Annotated in this window: 21 protein-coding genes; 1 reads left to right on the top strand and 20 read right to left on the bottom strand. The window is 42.0% G+C overall.

Annotation, left to right across the window (positions count from 1 at the left end; translation table 11 throughout):
• Nucleotides 1–56: 56 nt before the first annotated feature.
• The 10 genes from rplI to DFO73_RS04430 all read right to left on the bottom strand — a co-directional run bounded on the left by rplI (nucleotide 57) and on the right by DFO73_RS04430 (nucleotide 9,979).
• Nucleotides 57–506, bottom strand: coding sequence for a 50S ribosomal protein L9 (gene rplI / locus DFO73_RS04475; RefSeq protein WP_110063592.1), 450 nt, complete (start codon nucleotides 504–506; stop codon nucleotides 57–59).
• On the bottom strand, nucleotides 503–2,476 hold the full coding sequence (locus DFO73_RS04470) for a DHH family phosphoesterase (protein ID WP_110063591.1): 1,974 nt from the start codon (nucleotides 2,474–2,476) through the stop codon (nucleotides 503–505). The genes rplI and DFO73_RS04470 overlap by 4 nt, the downstream gene beginning before the upstream one ends.
• Before the next feature lie 31 nt (nucleotides 2,477–2,507).
• Nucleotides 2,508–3,446 carry a YybS family protein gene (locus DFO73_RS04465; RefSeq protein WP_110063590.1) on the bottom strand — a complete coding sequence of 313 codons (939 nt, stop codon included), beginning with the start codon at nucleotides 3,444–3,446 and terminating at the stop codon, nucleotides 2,508–2,510.
• A 295-nt stretch (nucleotides 3,447–3,741) separates the two neighbouring features.
• Nucleotides 3,742–3,981, bottom strand: a complete 240-nt coding sequence (gene rpsR, locus DFO73_RS04460; RefSeq protein WP_110063589.1) for a 30S ribosomal protein S18 — start codon at nucleotides 3,979–3,981, stop codon at nucleotides 3,742–3,744.
• Nucleotides 3,982–4,040: 59 nt separating this feature from the next.
• Nucleotides 4,041–4,550: a single-stranded DNA-binding protein gene (gene ssb, locus DFO73_RS04455; RefSeq protein WP_110063588.1), complete on the bottom strand. Its 510-nt coding sequence runs from the start codon at nucleotides 4,548–4,550 to the stop codon at nucleotides 4,041–4,043.
• Nucleotides 4,551–4,587: 37 nt separating this feature from the next.
• Nucleotides 4,588–4,875: a 30S ribosomal protein S6 gene (gene rpsF, locus DFO73_RS04450; protein ID WP_009332474.1), complete on the bottom strand. Its 288-nt coding sequence runs from the start codon at nucleotides 4,873–4,875 to the stop codon at nucleotides 4,588–4,590.
• Between the two features lie 618 nt (nucleotides 4,876–5,493).
• On the bottom strand, nucleotides 5,494–6,594 hold the full coding sequence (gene ychF / locus DFO73_RS04445) for a redox-regulated ATPase YchF (RefSeq protein ID WP_110063587.1): 1,101 nt from the start codon (nucleotides 6,592–6,594) through the stop codon (nucleotides 5,494–5,496).
• 245 nt (nucleotides 6,595–6,839) lie between these two features.
• On the bottom strand, nucleotides 6,840–8,843 hold the full coding sequence (locus DFO73_RS04440; protein WP_110063586.1) for a molybdopterin-dependent oxidoreductase: 2,004 nt from the start codon (nucleotides 8,841–8,843) through the stop codon (nucleotides 6,840–6,842).
• Between the two features lie 33 nt (nucleotides 8,844–8,876).
• Nucleotides 8,877–9,074: a DUF951 domain-containing protein gene (locus DFO73_RS04435; protein ID WP_110063585.1), complete on the bottom strand. Its 198-nt coding sequence runs from the start codon at nucleotides 9,072–9,074 to the stop codon at nucleotides 8,877–8,879.
• 2 nt (nucleotides 9,075–9,076) lie between these two features.
• Nucleotides 9,077–9,979 (bottom strand): mechanosensitive ion channel family protein, encoded by a 903-nt coding sequence (locus tag DFO73_RS04430; RefSeq protein WP_110063584.1) that lies wholly within the window; start codon nucleotides 9,977–9,979, stop codon nucleotides 9,077–9,079.
• A gap of 362 nt (nucleotides 9,980–10,341) precedes the next feature.
• Between DFO73_RS04430 and yyaC the strand changes: the two genes are divergently transcribed.
• Nucleotides 10,342–10,971 (top strand): spore protease YyaC, encoded by a 630-nt coding sequence (yyaC, locus tag DFO73_RS04425; protein WP_110063583.1) that lies wholly within the window; start codon nucleotides 10,342–10,344, stop codon nucleotides 10,969–10,971.
• A 361-nt stretch (nucleotides 10,972–11,332) separates the two neighbouring features.
• On the opposite strand, the gene DFO73_RS04420 is transcribed toward yyaC, so the two are convergent.
• From DFO73_RS04420 to rnpA, 10 genes are all read right to left on the bottom strand, one after another.
• On the bottom strand, nucleotides 11,333–12,046 hold the full coding sequence (locus DFO73_RS04420) for a DUF554 domain-containing protein (protein ID WP_110063582.1): 714 nt from the start codon (nucleotides 12,044–12,046) through the stop codon (nucleotides 11,333–11,335).
• 128 nt (nucleotides 12,047–12,174) lie between these two features.
• Complete coding sequence (locus tag DFO73_RS04415) at nucleotides 12,175–13,020, bottom strand: ParB/RepB/Spo0J family partition protein (protein ID WP_110063581.1); 846 nt, start codon at nucleotides 13,018–13,020, stop codon at nucleotides 12,175–12,177.
• Nucleotides 13,013–13,774 carry a ParA family protein gene (locus DFO73_RS04410; protein WP_110063580.1) on the bottom strand — a complete coding sequence of 254 codons (762 nt, stop codon included), beginning with the start codon at nucleotides 13,772–13,774 and terminating at the stop codon, nucleotides 13,013–13,015. The genes DFO73_RS04415 and DFO73_RS04410 overlap by 8 nt, the downstream gene beginning before the upstream one ends.
• A gap of 515 nt (nucleotides 13,775–14,289) precedes the next feature.
• Nucleotides 14,290–15,171, bottom strand: coding sequence for a nucleoid occlusion protein (gene noc, locus DFO73_RS04405; RefSeq protein WP_110063579.1), 882 nt, complete (start codon nucleotides 15,169–15,171; stop codon nucleotides 14,290–14,292).
• Nucleotides 15,172–15,312: 141 nt separating this feature from the next.
• Complete coding sequence (gene rsmG, locus DFO73_RS04400; RefSeq protein ID WP_110063578.1) at nucleotides 15,313–16,029, bottom strand: 16S rRNA (guanine(527)-N(7))-methyltransferase RsmG; 717 nt, start codon at nucleotides 16,027–16,029, stop codon at nucleotides 15,313–15,315.
• 212 nt (nucleotides 16,030–16,241) lie between these two features.
• Nucleotides 16,242–18,131, bottom strand: coding sequence for a tRNA uridine-5-carboxymethylaminomethyl(34) synthesis enzyme MnmG (mnmG, locus tag DFO73_RS04395; protein ID WP_110063577.1), 1,890 nt, complete (start codon nucleotides 18,129–18,131; stop codon nucleotides 16,242–16,244).
• Nucleotides 18,132–18,338: 207 nt separating this feature from the next.
• Complete coding sequence (mnmE, locus tag DFO73_RS04390; protein WP_110063576.1) at nucleotides 18,339–19,724, bottom strand: tRNA uridine-5-carboxymethylaminomethyl(34) synthesis GTPase MnmE; 1,386 nt, start codon at nucleotides 19,722–19,724, stop codon at nucleotides 18,339–18,341.
• A 617-nt stretch (nucleotides 19,725–20,341) separates the two neighbouring features.
• Nucleotides 20,342–20,968 carry an RNA-binding cell elongation regulator Jag/EloR gene (gene jag / locus DFO73_RS04385; protein WP_110063575.1) on the bottom strand — a complete coding sequence of 209 codons (627 nt, stop codon included), beginning with the start codon at nucleotides 20,966–20,968 and terminating at the stop codon, nucleotides 20,342–20,344.
• Nucleotides 20,965–21,750, bottom strand: coding sequence for a YidC family membrane integrase SpoIIIJ (gene spoIIIJ / locus DFO73_RS04380; RefSeq protein ID WP_110063574.1), 786 nt, complete (start codon nucleotides 21,748–21,750; stop codon nucleotides 20,965–20,967). Before spoIIIJ ends, jag begins: the two co-directional genes overlap by 4 nt.
• 137 nt (nucleotides 21,751–21,887) lie before the next feature.
• Entirely contained in the window at nucleotides 21,888–22,256 is a 369-nt protein-coding gene (gene rnpA, locus DFO73_RS04375; RefSeq protein ID WP_110063573.1) for a ribonuclease P protein component, read from the bottom strand.
• Nucleotides 22,257–22,363: the final 107 nt, after the last annotated feature.

The raw sequence follows: 22,363 nt of genomic DNA, 5'->3' as shown, positions 1-22,363 counted from the left end.
TTCGCAAAATCTACTTCCAAAATTAGTGTATGTTTAAAAAGGGCTGCCTTCTATTATTAGTTTGCCTCTTTTACATGGACATTCAATGTAGCCATCACTTCAGTATGAAGCTTAACTGGAACCTTTGTATAGCCTAAAGAACGGATAGCGTCATCCATTTCAATTTTTCGCTTGTCAATTTTGATTTTATGCGTTTTTTGAAGTTCTTCGGCAATTTGCTTGCTTGTGATGGAGCCGAATAGACGTCCGCCTTCACCAGCTTTAGTAGAAAATTCAACTGTAAGCTTCTCCAGTGTTTCCTTTAATTTTTTCGCATCGGCAAGCTCTTCTGCAGCAAGCTTTTCTTCTTTTTTCTTTTGGGCATTCAGACTGCTTACATTCGCCTGGTTGGCTTCAACAGCCAGCCCTTGTTTTATCAAAAAGTTATGTGCATAGCCGTCTGCTACATTTTTAACTTCGCCTTTTTTGCCTTTGCCTTTAACGTCTTTTAAAAAGATAACTTTCATTCCTTTTTTCTCCCTTCGAAATATTCATCTATAGCCATTTTTAATCGGGTTTCGACATCATCAAGCGTCGCATCATGAAGCTGGGTGGCAGCGTTTGTTAAGTGCCCTCCCCCTTCCAGGTTTTCCATGATAACCTGAACATTGATATCCCCGAGGGAACGCGCACTCACACCAATCATGTTCTCGGAGCGGTTTGAAATGACAAAGGAAGCTACGACACCATCCATTGTCAGAAGTGTATCAGCCGTCTGTGCAATCAGCACCTGATCAAAAATCTGGTCAGGCTGCCCTTTGGCAATGGCAATTCCATCCCGGTAAAATTGAACGGTTTCAATCAGTTTTGCACGCTTGATATATGTGTCTACATCCTCTTTTAAAAACTTTTGGACAAGTACTGTATCCGCACCCTGCCCGCGCAGATAGGAGGCCGCATCAAACGTTCTGGAGCCTGTTCTTAATGAAAAGCTCTTGGTATCGACAATAATTCCAGCCAACAGCGCTGTCGCCTCCAGCATTTCAATTTTGCCGTTTTTTGGCTGGTATTCCAGAAGTTCTGTCACAAGCTCCGCCGTTGAAGAAGCATATGGCTCCATATAGACAAGAAGTGGATTATGAATAAATTCTTCTGCCCTGCGGTGATGGTCAATTACAACAACATGCTCAATTTTATGAAGCAATTTTTCTTCAATCACCATGGATGGCTTGTGGGTATCGACGACCACAAGCAAGGTGTCGTCTGTTGCCATTTCCAATGCCTGTTCAGGGGTAATGAATTTCGAAAAGAGCTCTTCATTCTTTTCAATTTCCTTCATCATCCTTCTGACACCTGTATCCAGTTCATTGAAATTTATAACGACGTAGCCTTCACGCTGATTCATGCGCGCTACTTTTTGTATTCCGATGGCTGCTCCAATGGCATCCATATCAGGACTCTTATGGCCCATAATAATCACTTTGTCACTCTCGGAGATAAGCTCCTTTAAAGCATGCGAAATAACTCGGGCACGGACTCTGGTCCGTTTCTCCACCGGATTGGTTTTTCCGCCAAAGAATTTAACCTTTCCATTCGTCTGCTTAATAGCTACCTGGTCGCCGCCTCGGCCCAGAGCCAGATCCAGGCTGGACTGGGCAAGAGAACCAAGCTCAGGAAGCGAGGAAACGCCAGTTCCGACACCAACACTTAAGGTGAGTGGAACATTTTGTTTGGATGTTGTTTCCCTAACGGCATCAAGGATGGTGAATTTTCCTTTTTCAAGGAGCTGCAGTATATGCTCATTAAAGACAGCAATGAACCTTTCAGACGAAACCCTTTTTAAGAAAACACCATTATCCTGCGCCCACTTATTTAAAATCTGGGTAACAAGGCTGTTGAGGCTGCTTTTTGTCTGATCATCCATGCCTTGAGTTAACTCATCATAATTATCCAGGAAAATAAAAGCAATGACTGTTCTTTCTTCCTGATACATTTTTTCAATTTCGGTCTGTTCCGTTACATCAAAGAAGTATAAAAGGCGTTCATCAGGTTTATGGATCACCCGGAACTTACGGTCGTGAAGTGTAATGATCTCTGTTTCTACCTCTTGTTTAATAAGTGGAACAAGCGAATCCGCGACGTCATAAAGCGATCTTCCAACTAGGGTATCTTCATCGAAGCATGATGCTAAAAAGGGATTTGTCCATTCAATATAATAATCATCATTGATAAGCATAATCCCAATCGGCATTTCCATAAGAGCTTCTTCGCCGACTTTTTTTACCCGGTAGGATAAGGTAGAGATATATTCTTCCGTTTCCTTCCTTTGTTTTTGGTCAAGCTGAAAAAGGTAGTAGAAAGGAAGGATGGCCAGAAACAGCCCTACTAGTGCAAAAAGCCAATTGTAGTACGCCACTATCCCGAGAAGCACCACTGTTATGCCCATCAATCCAAATATCGGATAGCGTATGGACCGCTTTTCTAAATACGAAGGCATGTTTTCAGCTCCTAAACAGTAGTGTTATTCATCACTTTTTTCCTAATCTGTGCCTTAAATCGAATCCTAAGTCAATTATACCTAATATCCTCACAATATAAAGGAGAAATGGTATAAGAAATGTAAAGACCGTAGCTATGATTGGCACTGCTTTGGGAAACCCTTTTAAATGGCTGAAGAAAAAAATAAAGGCAAGTCCTTGAATAATCATAAACAGCTGTAAAATAAACGCAATATTTACAAGTGCCAGGAACCAGTAGCTTCCCTCAGCAGGATTAAAAATAAACGATGCTACAATCGTAATTAGATAGTACCACAAGATGCTTTTGGGCAGGTTCATTTCCCTAAAGGGCTTCCAGCCTTCAACATTAATTCCGAACCTTTTTGCAATTGGAAATGAAACCAATTGAATGAGGAAAACGGAAATGACAGCCGTCATTACAAATAAGCTGGGCGTTAAGGTTTCAATCATTTGCAACCCAGCAGTAAACTGATCCACGACCGTCTCATCGACATTTTGGCCCATACCTTCTAGCATACCTTTAGACATTGAGATGGACTCTTCCATTAACCCAATGCCCTCTTCAATAAAATTGACATTAAATAAAGCCACAGCCGCTGCATACTGCAGCAATAAACTAGCAAGAAATACAAGCGTTCCTGCAATAAAAGAAGATGCCCTTCCTTTTTTCTCCCTGATAAAATCACCGATCACCGTTCCTGTCAAACCAAATGTCAATGCAAGTGGAATAGCCATAATGGAACCAATAATCAAGGAAAGCAGCACGCCTCCAGTTAGAAAAACAATTGCGCTCATCCGATTGTTTTTAGCCGCAAACATTATAAATGGAAGCGCCAAAAAGAAAATAGCTACTGTACCGAGAATCGGCACATACAAGGAAATCAGAAGAAGGACAGCGAATGCAGCTAAAAGCACAGCGCCTTCCGTTAATTTATGTACATTACTCATTCTTACACCCCTTAAACTGCGTGTCCAAAAAGGAGGAAAAGGGCTTGTTTATTTTTCCCGGCTTTTTGAAGCAGCTCCATAAATGACAACTCATAAAATCTATTGTAGCTAGTATTACAGACAGGTTCAACCTTGTTGTTTGACGAGCAGGATTAAAGGCCTGTCCTGCCATATTTTAATCAAAAAGAAAGGGGAATTAAACATTCAGAAGAAAGATGGCAATCTGATTCTGGATATAATACCTTTTAAAACTAATAAAAAAGACACCGGAAAACCGGCGTCTTTTCAGTGATTGTTATTCACCTGATACGTATGGCAATAAAGCCATTTGGCGCGCACGCTTAATAGCAATCGTTAATTTACGTTGGTATTTAGCGTTAGTACCTGTTACACGACGTGGTAAAATCTTGCCGCGTTCAGAGATGAATTTTTTAAGAAGATCGACTTCTTTATAGTCGATGTGAGTGATTCCGTTTGCAGTGAAATAGCAAACCTTACGACGTTTTGCACGTCCGCCTCTGCGTCCTCCAGCCATGGTCATTTACCTCCTTTAGCTTTTTATTTTTTATTTATCCGTTCGATAATCGGGCACTATTAGAATGGAAGATCGTCATCGGAAATGTCGATTTGTCCGTCATTTGCAAATGGATCCTGGTCCACACGAGTATAGCCGCCCTGATTACGATTATCCTGGCGTTGATTCTGATTGTTGTTATTTCCAAATGGGAAATCCTGATCTCTAGGACCGCCGTAATTTGTATTTTCGCCTCTGCCGCCAGAACTGTTCTTCGGCTCAAGGAATTGCACACTCTCAGCTTGGACTTCTGTCACATAAACGCGCTTTCCGTCCTGGCCTTCATAGCTGCGAGTCTGGATTCGGCCGTCCACGCCTGCGAGGCTTCCTTTTTTAAGGAAATTCGCTACGTTTTCAGCAGGCTTTCTCCACACCACACAGTTGATGAAATCTGCCTCCCGCTCACCTTGCTGATTCGTAAAAGCACGATTCACTGCAAGAGTGAATGAAGCTACAGGTACTCCATTCGGGGTATACCGTAAATCAGGATCCTTTGTCAAACGCCCGACAAGAACAACACGGTTCATCATCAGAATCAACTCCTCTCGGTAAAAATTGCTTTATCTATTATTTTTCGTCTTTAACTACGATATAACGGATGATGTCTTCGCTGATTTTAGCTAAACGAGTGAACTCGTCAACTGCTTTTGCTTCAGCATTAACGTTCATTAATTGGTAGTAGCCATCACGGAAATCATTGATTTCGTATGCAAGGCGACGCTTACCCCAATCTTTTGATTCAGATACTTCCGCACCATTATCAGTTAAGATTGTGTTAAAACGCTCAACAAGAGCCTTCTTAGCCTCATCTTCAATGTTTGGGCGGATGATGTACATAACTTCGTACTTTCTCATCACTTTCACCTCCTTTTGGTCTAAACGGCCCTTAAAAGGGCAAGGAGCAATATATTCATTACTCACAAGTTGAAATTATAGCACATTAATTATGTAAAAGCAATAACTGCTAGAGTTAATCATAGAATAGGTTTTTCTCTCCACTCGGGAATGAAAAGTCCTTTAATCTCTCTGCGAATAAGGGTGTTTTTTCTGCAAATTAGACTATTTGAAAGGTATACCGGATAAGGGTCCCTTATTTTCATTTGAACCGGATATTGTTTTCCTTTTTAGTGACTTTTTGACTGGCTTTTGTCCTTCAAGATCTTGTCGACTGACTTTTGTTGGATCATTTACATTTTTTTGTCCTTCATAAACTTTATGATTGACTTTTCGGCAGCTGGTTTGCTGTTTTGGTGGTTCATTTTTTGCCCACAGCGGATATAACGGTCACTTTCGCATGTTTATCGGTCAAATTTCATTTTTATCGGTCACTTTTAAAAAATATCGGTCAAGTTTACATTTTATCGGTCACTTTTTTAATATATCGGTCACTTGGCGCTGCATCAACTTTGTACTACCTGGATAGTAAAAAATAAAAAGAACCCCTAAAAAGGAGTTCTTGATCAGTTCAATCTATTAAACGTTAAAACGGAAGTGCATAACATCTCCATCTTTTACAATGTACTCTTTACCTTCAAGACGTACTTTCCCGGCTTCTTTGGCAGCCATCATGCTTCCAGCTGCAAGTAAGTCATCATAAGCAACCGTTTCAGCACGGATGAACCCTTTTTCAAAATCAGAGTGAATAACTCCCGCACATTGAGGAGCTTTCATGCCTTTGCGGAATGTCCAGGCACGGACTTCCTGAACGCCGGCAGTAAAATAAGTAGCCAGTCCAAGAAGGTTGTAAGCAGCTCTGATCAGCTGGTCAAGGCCCGATTCTTCAATGCCAAGCTCCTGAAGGAACATTTCTTTTTCTTCTCCTTCAAGCTCTGCAATTTCAGATTCAATTTTTGCACAAATGACAATAACTTCTGCATTATCCTTTTCGGCAAATTCTCTTACCTGCTGCACATACTGGTTTGAAGAAGGATCTGTAACATCATCTTCACTAACGTTCGCCACGTAAAGAACAGGTTTGATTGTAAGCAAGTGCAAGCCTTTTACAATCTTCATCTGTTCTTCCGTGAACTCTACTGTACGTGCAGGCATATCTGATTCGAATGCTTCTTTTAACTTTTCAAGAATTTCAAGCTCAAACACGGAATCTTTATCTTTTTGCTTAGCCAATTTGCTCACGCGTCCAATTCGCTTATCAACAGATTCAAGGTCAGCCAAAATCAGTTCCAGATTGATTGTTTCAATATCATCAATCGGGTCCACTTTACCAGAAACGTGTGTAATATTATCATCAGCAAAGCAGCGGACAACCTGGCAAATGGCATCCACTTCGCGAATATGTGAAAGGAATTTGTTTCCCAAGCCTTCCCCTTTGCTTGCACCTTTAACGATACCAGCAATATCAGTGAACTCAAAAGCGGTTGGTACAGTTTTCTTAGGCTGAACCAATTCGGTTAATTTAGTCAATCGGTGATCAGGCACCTCGACAATCCCTACATTTGGGTCAATCGTACAGAACGGGTAGTTTGCGGACTCCGCTCCTGCCTGGGTAATTGCATTAAACAAAGTAGATTTCCCGACATTCGGCAAACCTACAATACCAGCTGTTAAAGCCATCCAAGTCACTCCTCATTTTAAAATCATCATCTATAAAAATCCGATTCATATCAATTTAAACAAGCCTTTAACAATTATAGATATTTGCCCGGGAAAAGTAAAGGCAGCAAGAAATGCCGAGGCGGCTGTTCAGGGACGACAAGCATAAAGAGATTCCTGCAGAAGATGATTTTTCCTTCTGGAGGAAAAAGGCTTATGGCCTCTTAGTCCTGGAAACCGCAGATGGAGGTGCCAGGCACCCAATGTTATACTTTTTCAATATTAACAAGGCAGTCATACAGCGTGCTGCCGAGGCCGTTGTCGGATTCACGGCTTGATGTGAGGTTATTGACAGGGCCGCCGAATTTTTTCCAGATGCCTTCGTCAATATTAATCGTATCCGGGTGGGCTATTTTCATAATATGGACATAGCCTTTCATTTCACCCCGGTCATTCCACACTTTGACAAAATCATTTTCTTCAAGCCCGAGCTTCACGGCGATATTTTCCGAAATTTCCACCTTTGCTTTTGGTTCAGGCTTTAGCAAATGATAGTGCTGAGAGTGGTTGGAGCGAAGAGGATGTATCGTCAATAACGTATAAGGATATTTCTTCGCCAGATCCTTGTCTGTCCATTTTGTTTCTTTAGGAAGGGCAAGGGTCAGCTTGCTTTCGAAACCCTTTTGAAAGGCAGCTGATGAGGTAAATTCATACTTTCCGCTCGGTGTTTTAAACTGGCGGTCTGCCCAAGGCACTGTATTAACCGGCAGCTCCTTATGGTATGAGTCCCGTAGGCTTTCAAGTGTGAGTCCATGCTCTTTGAGCGATTGAAGCCCCATATTGATAAATTCTTCTCTTGTAAAATCAAAGTCAGCCCCAAACCCAAGGCGCTTGGCCAGCTCTGTCCAAACCCATAAATCAGGCTTGGCTTCTCCTGGCGGTTCAACCAGCTTAGGCCCATAGTTTACATAGTGGTGATACATCGAAGAATAATAGATATCTTCCTGTTCAAAAACAGTGGCAACCGGCAGCACATAATCAGCCATTTTTGCCGTATCTGTCATAAACTGCTCCATCACAACAACCGTATCCACAGATGCAAAAGCCTCTCGAACCCTTGAAGAATCAGGAACCTGGGTTAATGGATTTCCGCAGGTTACGAAGATCATGTTTATTTCAGGATCTTTGGCTGTTAAAATCCCCTCTGCCTGCCTCATCATCGTGAACTGCCTTGAAGAAGCTTTGCGGTGGGGAAGGGCAAGTGACGCTGTATCAAAACTCTGCCCTACCTGCCTATTGGCATAGTTTGCTCCGCCGCCGGGAATGCCGATATTGCCGCTCACAGCAATCAAAGCATCCATCAGCCTGATCGTATTGCCTCCGTTTTCGTAGCGCTGCATACCCAAACCGAAAAACGTGGATACTGGACGATCCCCATACACAGCCGCAAGCTCCGTCATCACTGCAGCAGGCACTTCCGTTTTTTCAGCAATATCATCCAGCGTTATAGTATTTAGAAGCTCAGCCAAGTCTTCAAACCCTACTGAATGATTGTCTATGAAACTCTGATCCTGCAAGCCGAGCCGCAGTATCTCCTTCATAATACCGGCGGCAAGCAGCCCATCCATTCCCGGCTTCACAGAGAAATATTTATCCGCTATTTTGGCAGTGGCATTATAGATTGGATCGATCACATACAGTTTGGCCCCATTTCGCTTTGCTTCCTGGAGCATTTGAAATAAATGCATATTGGTCCGGGCCACATTTCTGCCCCATACGATGATATGTTTGCTGTTTAAAATATCATCAGGGCCATGGCTATAAGCATCTCCAAAATCCCAGCTCTGTGCTTCAATCCCGGCTCCCCAGCAAATAGAGCCCGTTAATTCGGTTACACCGCCGTAGCAGTTAAAAAACCGCTGATCCAGGTTCGTCAGCAATCCGCCATTAGCGTAATCATGGCTATGCAAAACGGAAGCTGTGCCAACCGTATCTTTTAACTCCTTCATTTTCAGGGAAATATCATGTAAAGCCTGTTCCCATGAAATTTGCTTAAACTCGCCATCAATCCTTTTTAAGGGGCTAAGCAGGCGTTCCGGTGAATTGGTTCTGCTCTCAAGCATTCTGCCGCGGCCGCAAATTTTCCCCTTTGTAATCGGATGGCTTTTATCACCATCAACTTTTGTAACCTTTCCGTCTTCAACAGTTACATGAAAACCGCAGCTGTCCCAGCAGTTTAGAGGACAGGCTGACTTGAATTCCTTTGCCAAGAACCTCATCTCCCAGATTTTCTATTTATCTATTTATTCCACATTCCTCACGAGAATTTTCTTCATTTTGCGGGAAAATTCTCTTCTTGGGATCATGACGCTGTGTCCGCAGCCTTCACATTTAATTCTGATATCTGCTCCCATTCTGATGATCTTCCAGCGGTTTGCCCCGCACGGATGAGGCTTCTTCATCTCGACAACATCATGCAAATTAAATTCCTTTTGTTCCATTCTTACCCCTCCGAATTCAATTTTGGTTTATCCTGGGCAGGCCCTTCTTCATTCCGTGTATACATAACAAGACGCGGGAACGGAATTTCAATGCCATGCTCATCTAAACAAAGCTTAATTTCTTTTCGTAATTGGCGTGCGATATAAAAATGCCTCATCGGCAAAGTTTCTGATACAACTCTAAGAACAACATCAGAAGCAGCGAGGTTTTGGACCCCTAGAATTTCAGGCGGCTTAACCATATCTTCATATTTCTCAGGCATCTTCTCAAATAAATCCTGAAGCACTTTTTCCGCTTTATTAATATCTCCTTCATAAGCAATGCTGACATCTACAAATGCAATGCTGTTATTCAAAGAAAAATTGGTCACCTGCATGATGCTTCCATTCGGAAGAATATGAACCTCGCCGGTCCAGTTTTTAATTTTCGTCGTTCGAAGGCCAATTTCTTCAACAGTTCCTTCAAACTGATCTACCCGAATATAATCCCCAACCGAAAACTGATCTTCAAAAATAATAAAGAATCCGGTAATGATGTCCTTAACAAGGCTTTGTGCGCCAAACCCCACAGCCAATCCAACAATTCCAGCACCGGCCAAAAGGGCTTTTACATCAATGGTCAGTACGGACAAGATCATGATTGCTGCTACAAAGAATACAACATATGTGAGCATATTCTCCAACAGCTTCAGAAGTGTAGCTTCACGGCGCTCGGAGATCCTTAGCCTCGAAGGTGTTCTGACTTTAAAAATATTCCGTATTGCCAGTTTGCCAATCCTAATCAGAATACTGGTAAGGATTAAAATCGCAATGATTTTAAGAAAGCTTTCCCCGATTGTTATCCACGTTTCCTCATTTGAAAGCTTATCTATCATACTGTTAAACAGTTTTTCAATATAACTCATGGTTTCACCTGCTTCATTTTAGTGAAAGTAATTAAGAAAACAATAATTTCAAGTTACTGCCTCCCATAAATAGCCTGCTTCACTGGCTTGTATGAATTATACTTGAACTTTCCATACAGTGCGAACCAATTTAAAACAAAATTATTTTATCAATTTTCCACTTTACTTTACAGTTTTTAGTTTTTACATAAAAGCAGCGACTTATAAAGCCATTGTTTAATGATTAAATATTATAGGTATGTATAGATTACAAAAATTTTCCGTATACTGATAAAAACGTTTTATTACTAAGAGCCGCCATTAACATAATCCTCATCACTTTGAACCGGCATGGCAAGGAATAAAGAGGGAGTGGGACCTATATGAATTTCAAACCAAATTTGTTTGATAAAAAGGGCGGGGCTTCTGCCAGAATATCGCACGAGGAAACAAACTCTGCTGCTAAATTGGCTGCCGAGCTAAAAAATATATTGCCCTCAGGCGCCAATTGCCGTCCCATCGTTTTTGTCTGTATCGGCACAGACCGTTCTACAGGTGATTCATTAGGTCCGCTTGTCGGCACCCTCCTTGAGGAAAAATCCATTTCTTCCTTTCATGTCTACGGGACACTCGAAGATCCCATTCATGCTGTAAACCTGGAAGAGAAGCTGAACGAAATCAAGAAGAAGCATTTTAATCCCTATATTATTGGAATTGATGCATGCTTAGGCCGATTAAAAAGTGTAGGAGTCATCCAAATCGGAGAAGGGCCCGTTAAGCCTGGAGCCGGCGTTAACAAGGAACTTCCGGAAGTAGGGCATATGCATATAACCGGTATTGTGAACGTAAGCGGCTTTATGGAGTTCTTTGTCCTTCAGAATACGAGGCTTAACCTTGTGCTGAAAATGGCCAAAACAATTGCCAATGGCATTTATGAAGCCAGCCTAACACATCAAACTGCACCAGCCTGGCCGGCATTTAAATGGGAACTTAACCGTGAACAAACACCATAAGGATTGAATTAAAGCCATGGGAGCAACAGACTCTCATGGCTTTTTTGGTGAATTATTCTCTTTCCTTTTCTGGCTTCACGGTCTGATAGGAATTGGGCAAGCTCTTCGGAAGCTCTTCCGGACACATTCCGATCCCTGTGTTAGAGCTAATTGTTGGTTTAGCACTTTAACGGGAGCGGAAGGCGCGAGATCCTTGAAAATGCTATCGCATTTCCTTTGTGCGATGTTTATCCGAAGGTGCTAATTCAATGTCATGCGGGAGTCAAAGGGAAACCCCGCAGGCTTAATGCTTGAGAAAGCTCCCGGAGGCCCGCTGTTCGCTGAGAGCCTGCAGCGGAAATCAAAACCTAAATTTCAGAGCCTAATAATAAAGCCCATAAAAGTAGATTACTGAAACAATTACCCCCGTTACCAAAATCCCTGGCAGCAGGTTTGCTACCCGGATTTTCGTCAATCCGGTTAAATTCAGACCAATAGCAAAAATCATTATTCCTCCTGTAGCGGTCATTTCTTTAATAAAACTGTCCATCAGCAGCTGGGGGACAAATCGATCAATTTGTGTAGCAAAAAGGGCAATCAATCCCTCATAAATCATGACCGGAAAAGCTGAGAACAAAACGCCAATTCCCAGGGTAGTCGTGAGAATCAATGCCGTAAATCCGTCAATAATGGACTTTGTATAAAGAACAGAATGATCGCCTCTTATCCCGCTATCCAGTGCGCCAATAATGGCCATGGCGCCAATGACAAAAATCAGTGTTGCTGTAACAAAGCCTTGCGAAATACTGCCTTCACCCTTGGAGCCAATCTTGCTTTCAAGCCAGCCGCCAAGCCTATTCAATTTATCTTCCAAGGCAAAATATTCACCAACCACGGTTCCGAAAACAAGGCTTAATATGACTACGAGAAAATTCTCGCTCTTAAAGCCCATCTGGAGGCCAAGCACGATGACAGCAAGGCCTATGGCATGCATAACTGTCCCTTTCATATTTTCGGGAATGCGATGAAGTAATTTTCCTAAAAAGGTTCCAATAATAATTAACAACCCATTAACAAGCGTACCAAGCAGAAACATTCTTTTCACCTTATCTATTATTATTTCGTGATGCGAATAATTATTTTATTTACAGTATCACGGAAGGTTCACTTTTACAATCATTTTTTTAGAATCCTGTTAAAAAAATAAACCATCCTGAAGATGGCTTAAGAATGGGTATCCAAAAGTTCTATAATTCGCTCCAAGTCTTCTTTAGAGAAAAATTCAATTTCAATCTTTCCTTTGTTTTTAGATTGCTTGATATGGACAGTCGTTCCGAATCTTTCTCTAAGAGAGGATTCACGTTCCTTTATAAAAATATCCTTTTGAACTTTCGGCTTTTTCGTTTCACGTGAAACATCATTCAGCTGCTGAATCAGCTGCTCCAGCTGGCGGACATTCAATCCATCTTTAATCGTTTTTTCAACGAGTGCTGGTAATTTTTCTTTCTTTCTTAAACCCAGCAATGCTCTGCCGTGGCCCATCGAAATTTTTCCATCTGATATCAGCTCCTGTATTTTAGGCGGAAGAGATAGCAGACGGATGTGATTCGCAATGTGCGGCCTGCTTTTTCCAAGGCGTTTGGCAAGTTCTTCTTGTGTAACCTTCAATTTATCCATCAACAGCTGGTAGGCTGCAGCTTCTTCAATAGGGGTTAAATCCTCACGCTGCAGATTCTCAAGGACAGCCAGCTCCATCATTTGCTGTTCATTTAAATCTTTAATCACAACTGGAACGGTTTCCAGGTTTGCTTCCTTTGCTGCCCGATAGCGCCGCTCGCCGACAACAATTTCATAGCCCTTTATGCTTTTTCGGACGATAATCGGCTGCAGTATTCCGTGCTCGATAATAGATTGCTTGAGTTCTTCGATTGCTTCCTTTTCAAATACTTTTCGGGGCTGATAAGGATTTGGGCGGAGCTCTTTAATATTAACTTCTTTAACCGTTTCTTCTTTCTCGGTTTCAATATTATTAAAAAAAGCATTCAGACCTTTACCTAAACCTTTAGCCATTTGAAACCACTTCCTTTGCCAATTCTAAATATACTTCAGCTCCGCGTGACTTCGGATCATAAGTAATAATAGGTTCACCATGGCTCGGAGCCTCACTTAATCGCACATTGCGGGGAATGATGGCTTTATATACTTTATCCTGGAAATACTTCTTAACCTCTTCTATAACTTGTATGCCCAAATTCGTACGGGCATCAAGCATCGTCAGCAAAACGCCTTCAATCTTCAAATCATGATTCAAATGCTTCTGAACAAGGCGAACGGTATTCAAAAGCTGGCTCAAACCTTCAAGCGCATAATATTCACATTGAACCGGTATAATGACCGCATCGGATGCTGTCAGCGAGTTAATTGTCAAAAGTCCCAGAGAGGGAGGACAATCGATAATGATATAATCAAAATTTGCTTTTACCTCTTCTAAAGCCCTTTTCAACCTTACTTCTCTTGATATGGTAGGAACCAACTCGATTTCCGCACCTGCCAGCTGGATCGTAGCGGGAATCGCATATAAATTCTCAACCGATGTTGGCTTTATTACCTTGGATGCTTCCACATCGTCAACAAGTACATCATATATGCATTGATCCACATCAGCTTTTTCAATGCCAATCCCGCTCGTTGCATTTCCCTGGGGATCAATATCTACTAATAAGACTCTCTTTCCTATGTATGCCAAGCATGCACCCAAATTGACTGAAGTAGTGGTCTTGCCTACTCCGCCTTTTTGGTTCGCAACAGCTATAATCTTACCCACGGTGTCACCTGCTTTCATCTTTAAAATAACAATATATTTATATTATTTTAGACTCTGTTAAACCAGCGTATTGAATTCTGCTACAGACAATCAGCGGCCGCGGGCGGTCCGGGGGCCTCATCGGCGCATGACGCGCCAGCGGGGCCTCCCTTTAACTCGCTTTTCCCGCAGGACATTGAATTAGCATCCTCGAATAAACATCACACGAAGGAAATGCGATAGCATTTTTTGAGGATCTCTTACCTTCCGCCCCAATCAACACGGTGCTAAATCAAAATTAGCTTTATCACATCAAATTTCTAATATGGTTATATTTATTTAAATCCCTTAATCACGTAGTCTATTTTATCACGAAAAAGAAGATAGAATTATTTTTTTGTTAAAAATAAGAAGATTCTAACAGTCTTTTGGAATTAGAGTATTACCTTTGCCAAGGACAATAGGGGCTTAAATGGGACCTGCAAAAAAAACGCGAGAATCGGAGCAGGGGCCTGCTTGATTTCTCGCGTTAATCTTTATTTCTTTTTAGGAATTTTGATTGTTATTTGATAAAATTCATCAAATTCTTCTTCTTCAGAATCGAGATTGATGCCGCTATCAGAAACCATGGAAAGAGATTGGCGGATTGTATTGACCGCTATTCTCATATCCTTGCTGAAAGCCTTCCGCTTTGGTTTCGGCTTCGGATTTTTCTGTTCAAGGATCCTTACAACCCGATCTTCTGTCTGCTTGACGTTAAGATTTTTTTCGACAATCTCCTGCAGCAATGCAACCTGCTTCTCAGGGTCTTTTAATGGGATGAGCGAACGGGCATGCCGTTCTGTAATCGATTTGCTTAATAATGCATCCTGGACAGGCTGCGGCAATTTTAACAGCCGAAGCTTATTCGCAACGGTTGATTGGCCCTTTCCAAGGCGCTGCGCCAATGCTTCCTGTGTCAAATTATGCAGTTCCAATAGCTTTCCGTACGCAACAGCTTCTTCAATTGGGGATAACTCTTCCCTTTGAAGATTCTCGATTAATGCCACCGATGCGGTCTCTGTATCACTTAAATTCTTTACGATTGCCGGAGCTTCTTCCCAGCCAAGCTTTTTCATGGCCCGATATCTGCGTTCACCTGCAATAATCTCAAACTGGCCGTTTTCAAATTCCCGTACGACAATCGGCTGGATAATTCCATGCGTATGGATGGTTCGAGAAAGCTCTTCTATTTTTTCATCATCAAACACCGTTCTTGGCTGGAAACGGTTGGGAACGATTTGGTCAATAGGTATTTTCTTAACTTCTTCTTTTTCGCTTAAGTCTTCAATATCCAATTGTTCTTCTGCTGGTTTTTCCGCTGTAACTTGTTCTCCCTTTTCGCCTAGGCCAAAAAAGCGTGAGAAAGAATGCTTCATCACCCTGCACCACCTTTACGAAACTCCCTATTACATATTCTCTATAATAATGACATTTCCTGCCGAACTGTAACAATATAATATTTAGTAAAAGACATATTAATCTATACCATTATGTCATACATTGCTGAAATGCGCACCCTACTCAATTGGTGTTTTATTGGGTGTACCCGGCTTTCTTGGGTACTTTTTGGGTGTGCTTTTTTCCTTTTTAATGATCAAAATGTTGCGCTCACTTTCTTCTTCGGGCAATGTGAAGGTATGAGAGTCAACAAGTTTTCCTCCTAAGACTGTTATCGCTTTTTTGCCGGCATCCAGCTCTTCTTTGGCACTTGCACCTTTCATGGCAATAAACATGCCTCCAGTTTTAGCCAGCGGCAAACAAAGCTCGCTCAATACGGACAGCCTGGCAACAGCCCTTGCTGTTACAACATCAAAGGACTCCCGGTATTCCTTGTTTTGGCCAAAGGTTTCCGCACGATCGTGAATAAAACGGACGTCTTCCAATTCTAATGCCTTTGCCAAGTGCTCAAGAAATCCAATGCGTTTATTCAGCGAATCGACAATCGTAATATGTATTTCCGGAAATGCAATTTTTATCGGAATGCTTGGAAAACCAGCACCCGCTCCGACATCACAGACGTTCAGCGGCTGGTTAAAATTAAAATAAAATGCCGCTGTAATTGAATCATAAAAATGCTTTAAATAAACATCTTCTTTGTCTGTAATAGCTGTTAAATTCATTTTTTCGTTCCACTCTACTAATGTGGAATAGTATGTTTCATATTGATTTAATTGCCTGGACGAAAGGACAATCCCTTTCGCCGCAAGCATTTCTGTAAATTGTTCTATATTCATTAGCAAATCCTTTCCGCTGTAAGACATGATCGGATTAATTATTGGATTCAAAAGTGTAACTTTGGACTTCGATAACTGTCTAGCTCCCGCGCCTATCCCCGAGAGGCTCATCTTGTGCTTGAGGCCCACAGGATGTGGGTTATGCAGACGTTGCCACAGGACGTGGCGTTCTTAGTCTGCGTTCCTTCGTGGGCAAGGTGCCTCCGCTTTCCTTAATCCGCTGATATCCTTGCAATTCTTCCTTGTTCAAGATAGACAAGCAAAATGGAGATATCCGCAGGGTTAACACCGGAAATTCTTGATGCCTGTGCGATCGATAGCGGCCTAACTTCTTTCAGCTTTTGTTTCGCTTCGGATGCTAGTCCGTTTATGGCATCATAATCAATGTTTTCAGGGATTTTCTTATTTTCCATCTTCTTCAGGCGATCTACCTGCTGAAGAGATTTTTCAATATAGCCTTCATACTTGATTTGAATTTCGACCTGTTCAGTTACATCCGGATCGAGTGTTCCCTCAGCCGGAACTAGCTTTTGGATATGTTCATAAGTCATTTCCGGCCGCTTCAACAAATCAGATGCACGAATGCCATCTTTCAGCTCACTGCCGCCCTGATTCTTGATCAGTTCCTGTACTTCACTGGTTGGTTTAATAATAATGCTCTGAAGACGCTTTTTCTCTTCTTCAATGGCCTGTTTTTTCACCAGGAATTTTTCATAGCGTTCTTCGCGGATTAGCCCAACCCTGTGCCCAAGCTCTGTTAAGCGTAAATCGGCATTATCATGGCGAAGAAGCAACCGGTATTCTGCTCTTGAAGTTAGTAGACGATATGGCTCATTTGTCCCTTTTGTTACTAAATCATCAATCAGTACGCCAATATAAGCATCTGAGCGGCTTAAGATGACTTCTTCTTTGTCAAGAGACTTCAAACCCGCATTCATGCCGGCCATCAGACCCTGTCCGGCAGCTTCTTCATAACCGGATGTTCCGTTAATTTGGCCAGCCGTATAAAGATTTTTTACGTTCTTTGTTTCAAGAGTCGGCCATAACTGGGTCGGCACAATGGCATCATATTCAATAGCATAGCCTGCACGCATCATCTGGACATTTTCCAATCCAGGAATGGTTCTTAGAATCTTCTGCTGAACATCCTCAGGCAAACTTGTTGAAAGGCCTTGCACATAAACTTCCTGTGTATTCCGTCCCTCAGGCTCCAAAAAAATCTGGTGGCGGGGCTTATCATTAAAACGGACGACCTTATCTTCAATGGATGGGCAATAACGAGGTCCTGTTCCTTTAATCATTCCGGAATACATTGGCGAACGATGAAGATTATTGTCAATCAGCGTATGCGTTTCTTCATTTGTATAAGTCAGCCAGCATGGCAGCTGGTCAGTAATATACTTTGTTGTTTCATAAGAGAAAGCTCTTGGCACATCATCGCCAGGCTGTATTTCCGTCTTGCTGTAATCAATGGTATGGCTGTTTACACGAGGAGGGGTACCTGTTTTAAAACGCACCAAATCAAACCCAAGCTCCTGTAAATGCTCTGAAAGCTTTATGGATGGCTGCTGGTTATTAGGGCCGCTGGAGTACTTAAGTTCCCCTAGGATAATTTCTCCTCTAAGGAATGTTCCCGTCGTAATGACAACTGTTTTGGAAGAGTACACGGCACCTGTCTGGGTAATAACGCCTTTGCATTCTCCTTCTTCTACAATTAGCCGCTCAACCATCCCCTGAATCAGCGTCAGGTTTGGTTCATTTTCCAATGTCTTTTTCATCTCGTGCTGATACGTGAATTTATCTGCCTGGGCTCTCAATGCACGGACTGCTGGCCCTTTTCCGGTATTAAGCATTCGCATCTGAATATGGGTTTTATCGATATTCTTGCCCATTTCTCCGCCAAGCGCATCAATTTCCCTCACAACAATCCCTTTTGCAGGTCCTCCTACAGAGGGATTGCAGGGCATAAAGGCTACCATATCTAAATTTATCGTAATCATTAATGTCTTAGCGCCAAGACGGGCGGAAGCAAGGCCTGCTTCTACACCTGCATGTCCGGCTCCGACTACTATGACATCATAACTTCCAGCTTCATATGTCATGAGCGGCCTCCTTTACTGCAATTAGAAAAGCGCAAGCGCCTTCGGAACAACCAAAATCCGCAGTTCCTGCGAAGCATATCAAGGATGCTCTCCTTGGTGCTTCCCCTTCGACACCAGAGGGGTAGGCGCTGTAGCTAAACAATTATCAAAATTTAAATTTTTACTTTCTTACCGGTTAATAGTGACATTTTTCTGTCTAAAAATTATCTATTTTCCTAAACAAAACTGCGAGAATAATTGGTCAATCAAGCTTTCATGGACACTGTCGCCAATAATTTCGCCAAGCAGCTCCCAGGTTCTTGTTAAATCGATTTGTACGATGTCTATTGGCGTCCCCATTTCAACACCCTGTATGGCATCGTCAATGGCATTTAAAGCCTGATTTAAAAGGGCAATATGGCGGGTGTTTGATACATAGGTTATATCGCCAGCTTCAATTGAACCTTCAAAGAAAAGGGAAGCAATTGCCTCTTCCAAATCGTCTACCCCTTTATCCTCTAGTAAAGAGGTCGTAACCAGTTTATGGTTTTTTGAAAGTTCATGAACGCGGTCCATATCGATTTTTTGTTCCAGGTCCATTTTATTGACAATGACAATGGCATCCATACCTTCGACCGCTTTAAATATATTTTCATCCTCAGCCGTCAATTCATCCGAATAATTAAGTACCAGCAAAATAAGGTCAGCTTCCTTTAGTACCTGTCTGGATTTTTCGACTCCAATTCGTTCAACAATATCTTCAGTCTCTCGGATCCCGGCAGTATCCAGCAATCTCAGTGGAACGCCTCTTACATTAACGTATTCCTCAATTACGTCGCGTGTTGTTCCCGGTATATCCGTTACAATTGCCTTATTCTCATGGACAAGGCTATTTAGCAGAGAGGATTTTCCAACGTTAGGACGTCCTACGATAACTGTTGAAAGTCCCTCACGCAAAATTTTTCCCTGCTGGGATGTACGCAGAAGCTTCTCAATCTCCTTCCTTACATAAGAGGATTTTTGCAACAGCATATGATGGGTCATTTCCTCTACATCATCGTATTCAGGATAGTCAATATTCACTTCCACATGGGCAAGGATCTCCAGAATTTCCTGACGGAGCTTTTGAATGAGCTTTGAAAGCCGCCCTTCCATCTGCCCGAGCGCCACATTCATGGCCCGATCCGTTTTGGCCCGGATTAAATCCATAACAGCTTCTGCCTGCGACAAATCAATTCGTCCGTTCAAAAACGCTCGTTTTGTAAATTCCCCCGGCTCTGCCAGGCGTGCTCCATTATTTAATAATAGCTGCAATACACGATTGACCGAAACCAAACCGCCATGGCAGTTTATTTCAATAACATCTTCTTTCGTAAATGTTTTCGGTCCCTTCATCGCTGAAACCATTACTTCCTCAGCTACCTCACCTGTTTTCGGATCAATGATATGGCCGTAATGAATGGTATGGGAGGCTACATCCTTCAGACGCTTTCCTCCTACCCCTCTGAACAAACGATCCGCAATATCAAATGCCTGGTCGCCGCTGAGCCGGACAATGGCTATAGCACCCTCACCCATCGGCGTAGAAATGGCCGCTATTGTATCAAATTCCACTCTCTTCACCTCTCTTTTCCTTAGGCTCTTTTCTCATAGCCCGTTGATTTCCGCTGCGGGCACTTGCTTTACGCGGGGAGCGATGCGAGCCTCCCCGGCTTCGCCTGTGGGGTCTCCCACTTCCCTCTCTTCTCGCATGACACTGAATCAGCTTCCTCGAATAAACACCGCACGAAGAAAATGAGAATGCATTTTCGAGGTTCAAGTGCCCTCCGCTGCAATCAACTCAGTTAGATAAACTAAGTTTGCCGTCAAAAAGCAACAAAATTTACGAAAACAGCCTTCCCTTAACTTTCTTCAATCTATATAAAAATGATTATTATATCGATTCCCCAAATTAATAGAATATCACATGCCTATTTGTTAGAAAAGCATCTCAAACGGTTCATTTTACGCTTGTCCACAGACATATTCTTTTTGATAAAGAAACAATTATCCACACGCCTCATATTTAATATGCTCTATTTTAACTTATCCACATGTGAATAACAATAAAACCAATTGAGAATTAATATTTTACGGAGGAGTTGATTATATAAAAAAAGCACTTGGAACTAAATCCAGACATAAAAAAACCCAATCCGTTAATGGATTGGGTTTTTAAAATCGCCTTCCGCCTATCTGGTTCTAGCCGGGGCTATGACAATATGGCGATGTGGATCGTTGCCATCAGAATACGTTTTTATATTCTTATTATGAACGAGAGCGGTATGGATAACTTTCCTTTCATAGGAAGGCATAGGTTCCAACGCAATTTCCTTTCCCGTCTTCAAAGCTTTTTGAGCAAGCCTTTCAGCTAATTGAATCAGTGTATCCTGGCGTCTCTTCCGGTAATCCTCCGCATCCAGCACTACATTCAGATACTGGCCAGAAAAGCGGTTGATGACAAGCTGGGTCAAATACTGAAGTGAATTAAGTGTTTGTCCTCTTTTTCCGATTAAAAGAGCAATTTTTTCACCGGATAGGATAAATTGAACATTTTTTCCGTCCTTTAATGTTTCAATTTCAACCGACATTCCCATTTTCTCACTGACATCCATGAGGAACTTCTCTGCTTCTTCAATCGGATCGAGTTTCTTAACAGCTTTCACCACTGCCGGACGGGAACCGAAAATCCCGAAAACGCCTTTTTTACCTTCATCAACTATTGTTATCTCTGCGCGGTCTTCAGTTGTATTTAATTGAGCTAAAGCTGACTCTACTGCTTCCTTGACGGTCTGTCCTGTAGCAGTTACTTGTTTCACTTTTTGGCTCCTCCTGCATTTCCGGCCGCCGCAGCTTTCAGGTCCGGACCTTTAATAAAATAAGTTTGTATGATCATAAAGATATTACCCACTACCCAGTAAAGAGAGAGAGCAGCTGGGAAATTAATAGCAAAAATGACAATCATGATCGGCATAAGATAAAGCATCATCTTCATCTGTGCTGCCATTTGCCCTGTATGCTGAGTGCCGGCCATCATCATTTTTTGCTGAATGAATGTTGTAATACCTGCAATTACTGGCAATAAATAAATTGGATCTGGAGAACCAAGATCAAACCATAGGAAATTATGGTTTGCGATTTCACGAGTACGTGTAATCGCATGATAGAAACCAATTAGAATCGGCATTTGAACGACTAATGGAAAACATCCTGCAAGAGGGTTAACCCCGTGCTTTTGAAATAATGCCATCGTTTCCTGCTGTAGCTTCTGCTGGGTTTTCTGGTCTTTTGAACTGTATTTTTCACGCAGTTTCTGCATTTCTGGCTGAATCGCCTGCATCGCCTTCGAACTTTTCGTTTGCTTGATCATTAATGGCAAGATAACCAGGCGAATAATGATCGTAACAATAATAATCGATAGTCCGTAGCTGCCGCCTGCAATTTCTGCTACTTTAATGATAAATAGCGAAAGCGGGTAGACAATATACTCGTTCCAAAAGCCTTCGCTTTCAGACGTAATCGGCTGGTTGATCTCAGTACAGCCTGACAAAAGCGCCATAACAAAAACCAAACCGATTAATAGGAATATTCGTTTCTTCAACCGTTTTTTCCTCCTTATTGCTCCTAAATAATTTAAATATATTGCATTTGCTTGTCCCCAAAATAGAGACACGCTCATATGTATCTTATTTTATCATCTTTTATAATGAAGTGCTTCATAATAAAGATAGATAAAGACTATTGATTTTTAGTATTTCCAAGTCTCGGTTTATTCAAAACCCTTGCAATCTTCAAAACATGGGTAAGGCTTTTTTTCACTTCATGGAAATCCATATCCGCAACTGGCTTCCTGGCAATTACAATCAGATCATACTGTGGTTTTATTTCTACCTCCAGCTCTAAAAAAGCTTGTCGGATATACCTTTTGATCTGGTTTCTCATTACGGCATTGCCAATTTTTTTGCTAACAGATAGCCCTATGCGAAAATGGTCCTGATCCTCTTTTCTCAGCATATAAACGACAAATTGACGGTTGGCGAATGACTTACCCTTCTTAAAGGCCTCTTGAAATTCTTTATTCTTTTTTACACGAAATTCTTTTTTCATCGTCATCACCCACTTGGAAAAGCATTTGGACATTGGCAGTAGAGTTCCGCTTTCAGCCCATAGGCTAACATTTATCTATACATGGAAAAAAAGACCACTGACGTTTC

Source organism: Cytobacillus oceanisediminis (assembly GCF_003182355.1).
In the GTDB taxonomy this organism is placed as follows: Bacteria; Bacillota; Bacilli; order Bacillales; family Cytobacillaceae; genus Cytobacillus; species Cytobacillus oceanisediminis_A.
This window is presented reverse-complemented; position numbering and strand designations above follow the sequence as displayed.

Coding starts and splice junctions, on each gene's coding strand:
- mnmG (WP_110063577.1), bottom strand. CDS start 18,131: ATGACATATGAAGCTGGAAGTTATGATGTCATAGTAGTCGGAGCCGGA.
- ssb (WP_110063588.1), bottom strand. CDS start 4,550: ATGATGAACCGTGTTGTTCTTGTCGGGCGTTTGACAAAGGATCCTGAT.
- DFO73_RS04430 (WP_110063584.1), bottom strand. CDS start 9,979: ATGAGTTATATTGAAAAACTGTTTAACAGTATGATAGATAAGCTTTCA.
- rnpA (WP_110063573.1), bottom strand. CDS start 22,256: ATGAAAAAAGAATTTCGTGTAAAAAAGAATAAAGAATTTCAAGAGGCC.
- rsmG (WP_110063578.1), bottom strand. CDS start 16,029: ATGAATATAGAACAATTTACAGAAATGCTTGCGGCGAAAGGGATTGTC.
- DFO73_RS04420 (WP_110063582.1), bottom strand. CDS start 12,046: ATGTTTCTGCTTGGTACGCTTGTTAATGGGTTGTTAATTATTATTGGA.
- noc (WP_110063579.1), bottom strand. CDS start 15,171: ATGAAGCATTCTTTCTCACGCTTTTTTGGCCTAGGCGAAAAGGGAGAA.
- rpsR (WP_110063589.1), bottom strand. CDS start 3,981: ATGGCTGGAGGACGCAGAGGCGGACGTGCAAAACGTCGTAAGGTTTGC.
- DFO73_RS04465 (WP_110063590.1), bottom strand. CDS start 3,446: ATGAGTAATGTACATAAATTAACGGAAGGCGCTGTGCTTTTAGCTGCA.
- DFO73_RS04435 (WP_110063585.1), bottom strand. CDS start 9,074: ATGGAACAAAAGGAATTTAATTTGCATGATGTTGTCGAGATGAAGAAG.
- DFO73_RS04470 (WP_110063591.1), bottom strand. CDS start 2,476: ATGCCTTCGTATTTAGAAAAGCGGTCCATACGCTATCCGATATTTGGA.
- ychF (WP_110063587.1), bottom strand. CDS start 6,594: ATGGCTTTAACAGCTGGTATTGTAGGTTTGCCGAATGTCGGGAAATCT.
- DFO73_RS04415 (WP_110063581.1), bottom strand. CDS start 13,020: ATGGCTAAAGGTTTAGGTAAAGGTCTGAATGCTTTTTTTAATAATATT.
- rplI (WP_110063592.1), bottom strand. CDS start 506: ATGAAAGTTATCTTTTTAAAAGACGTTAAAGGCAAAGGCAAAAAAGGC.
- rpsF (WP_009332474.1), bottom strand. CDS start 4,875: ATGAGAAAGTACGAAGTTATGTACATCATCCGCCCAAACATTGAAGAT.
- yyaC (WP_110063583.1), top strand. CDS start 10,342: ATGAATTTCAAACCAAATTTGTTTGATAAAAAGGGCGGGGCTTCTGCC.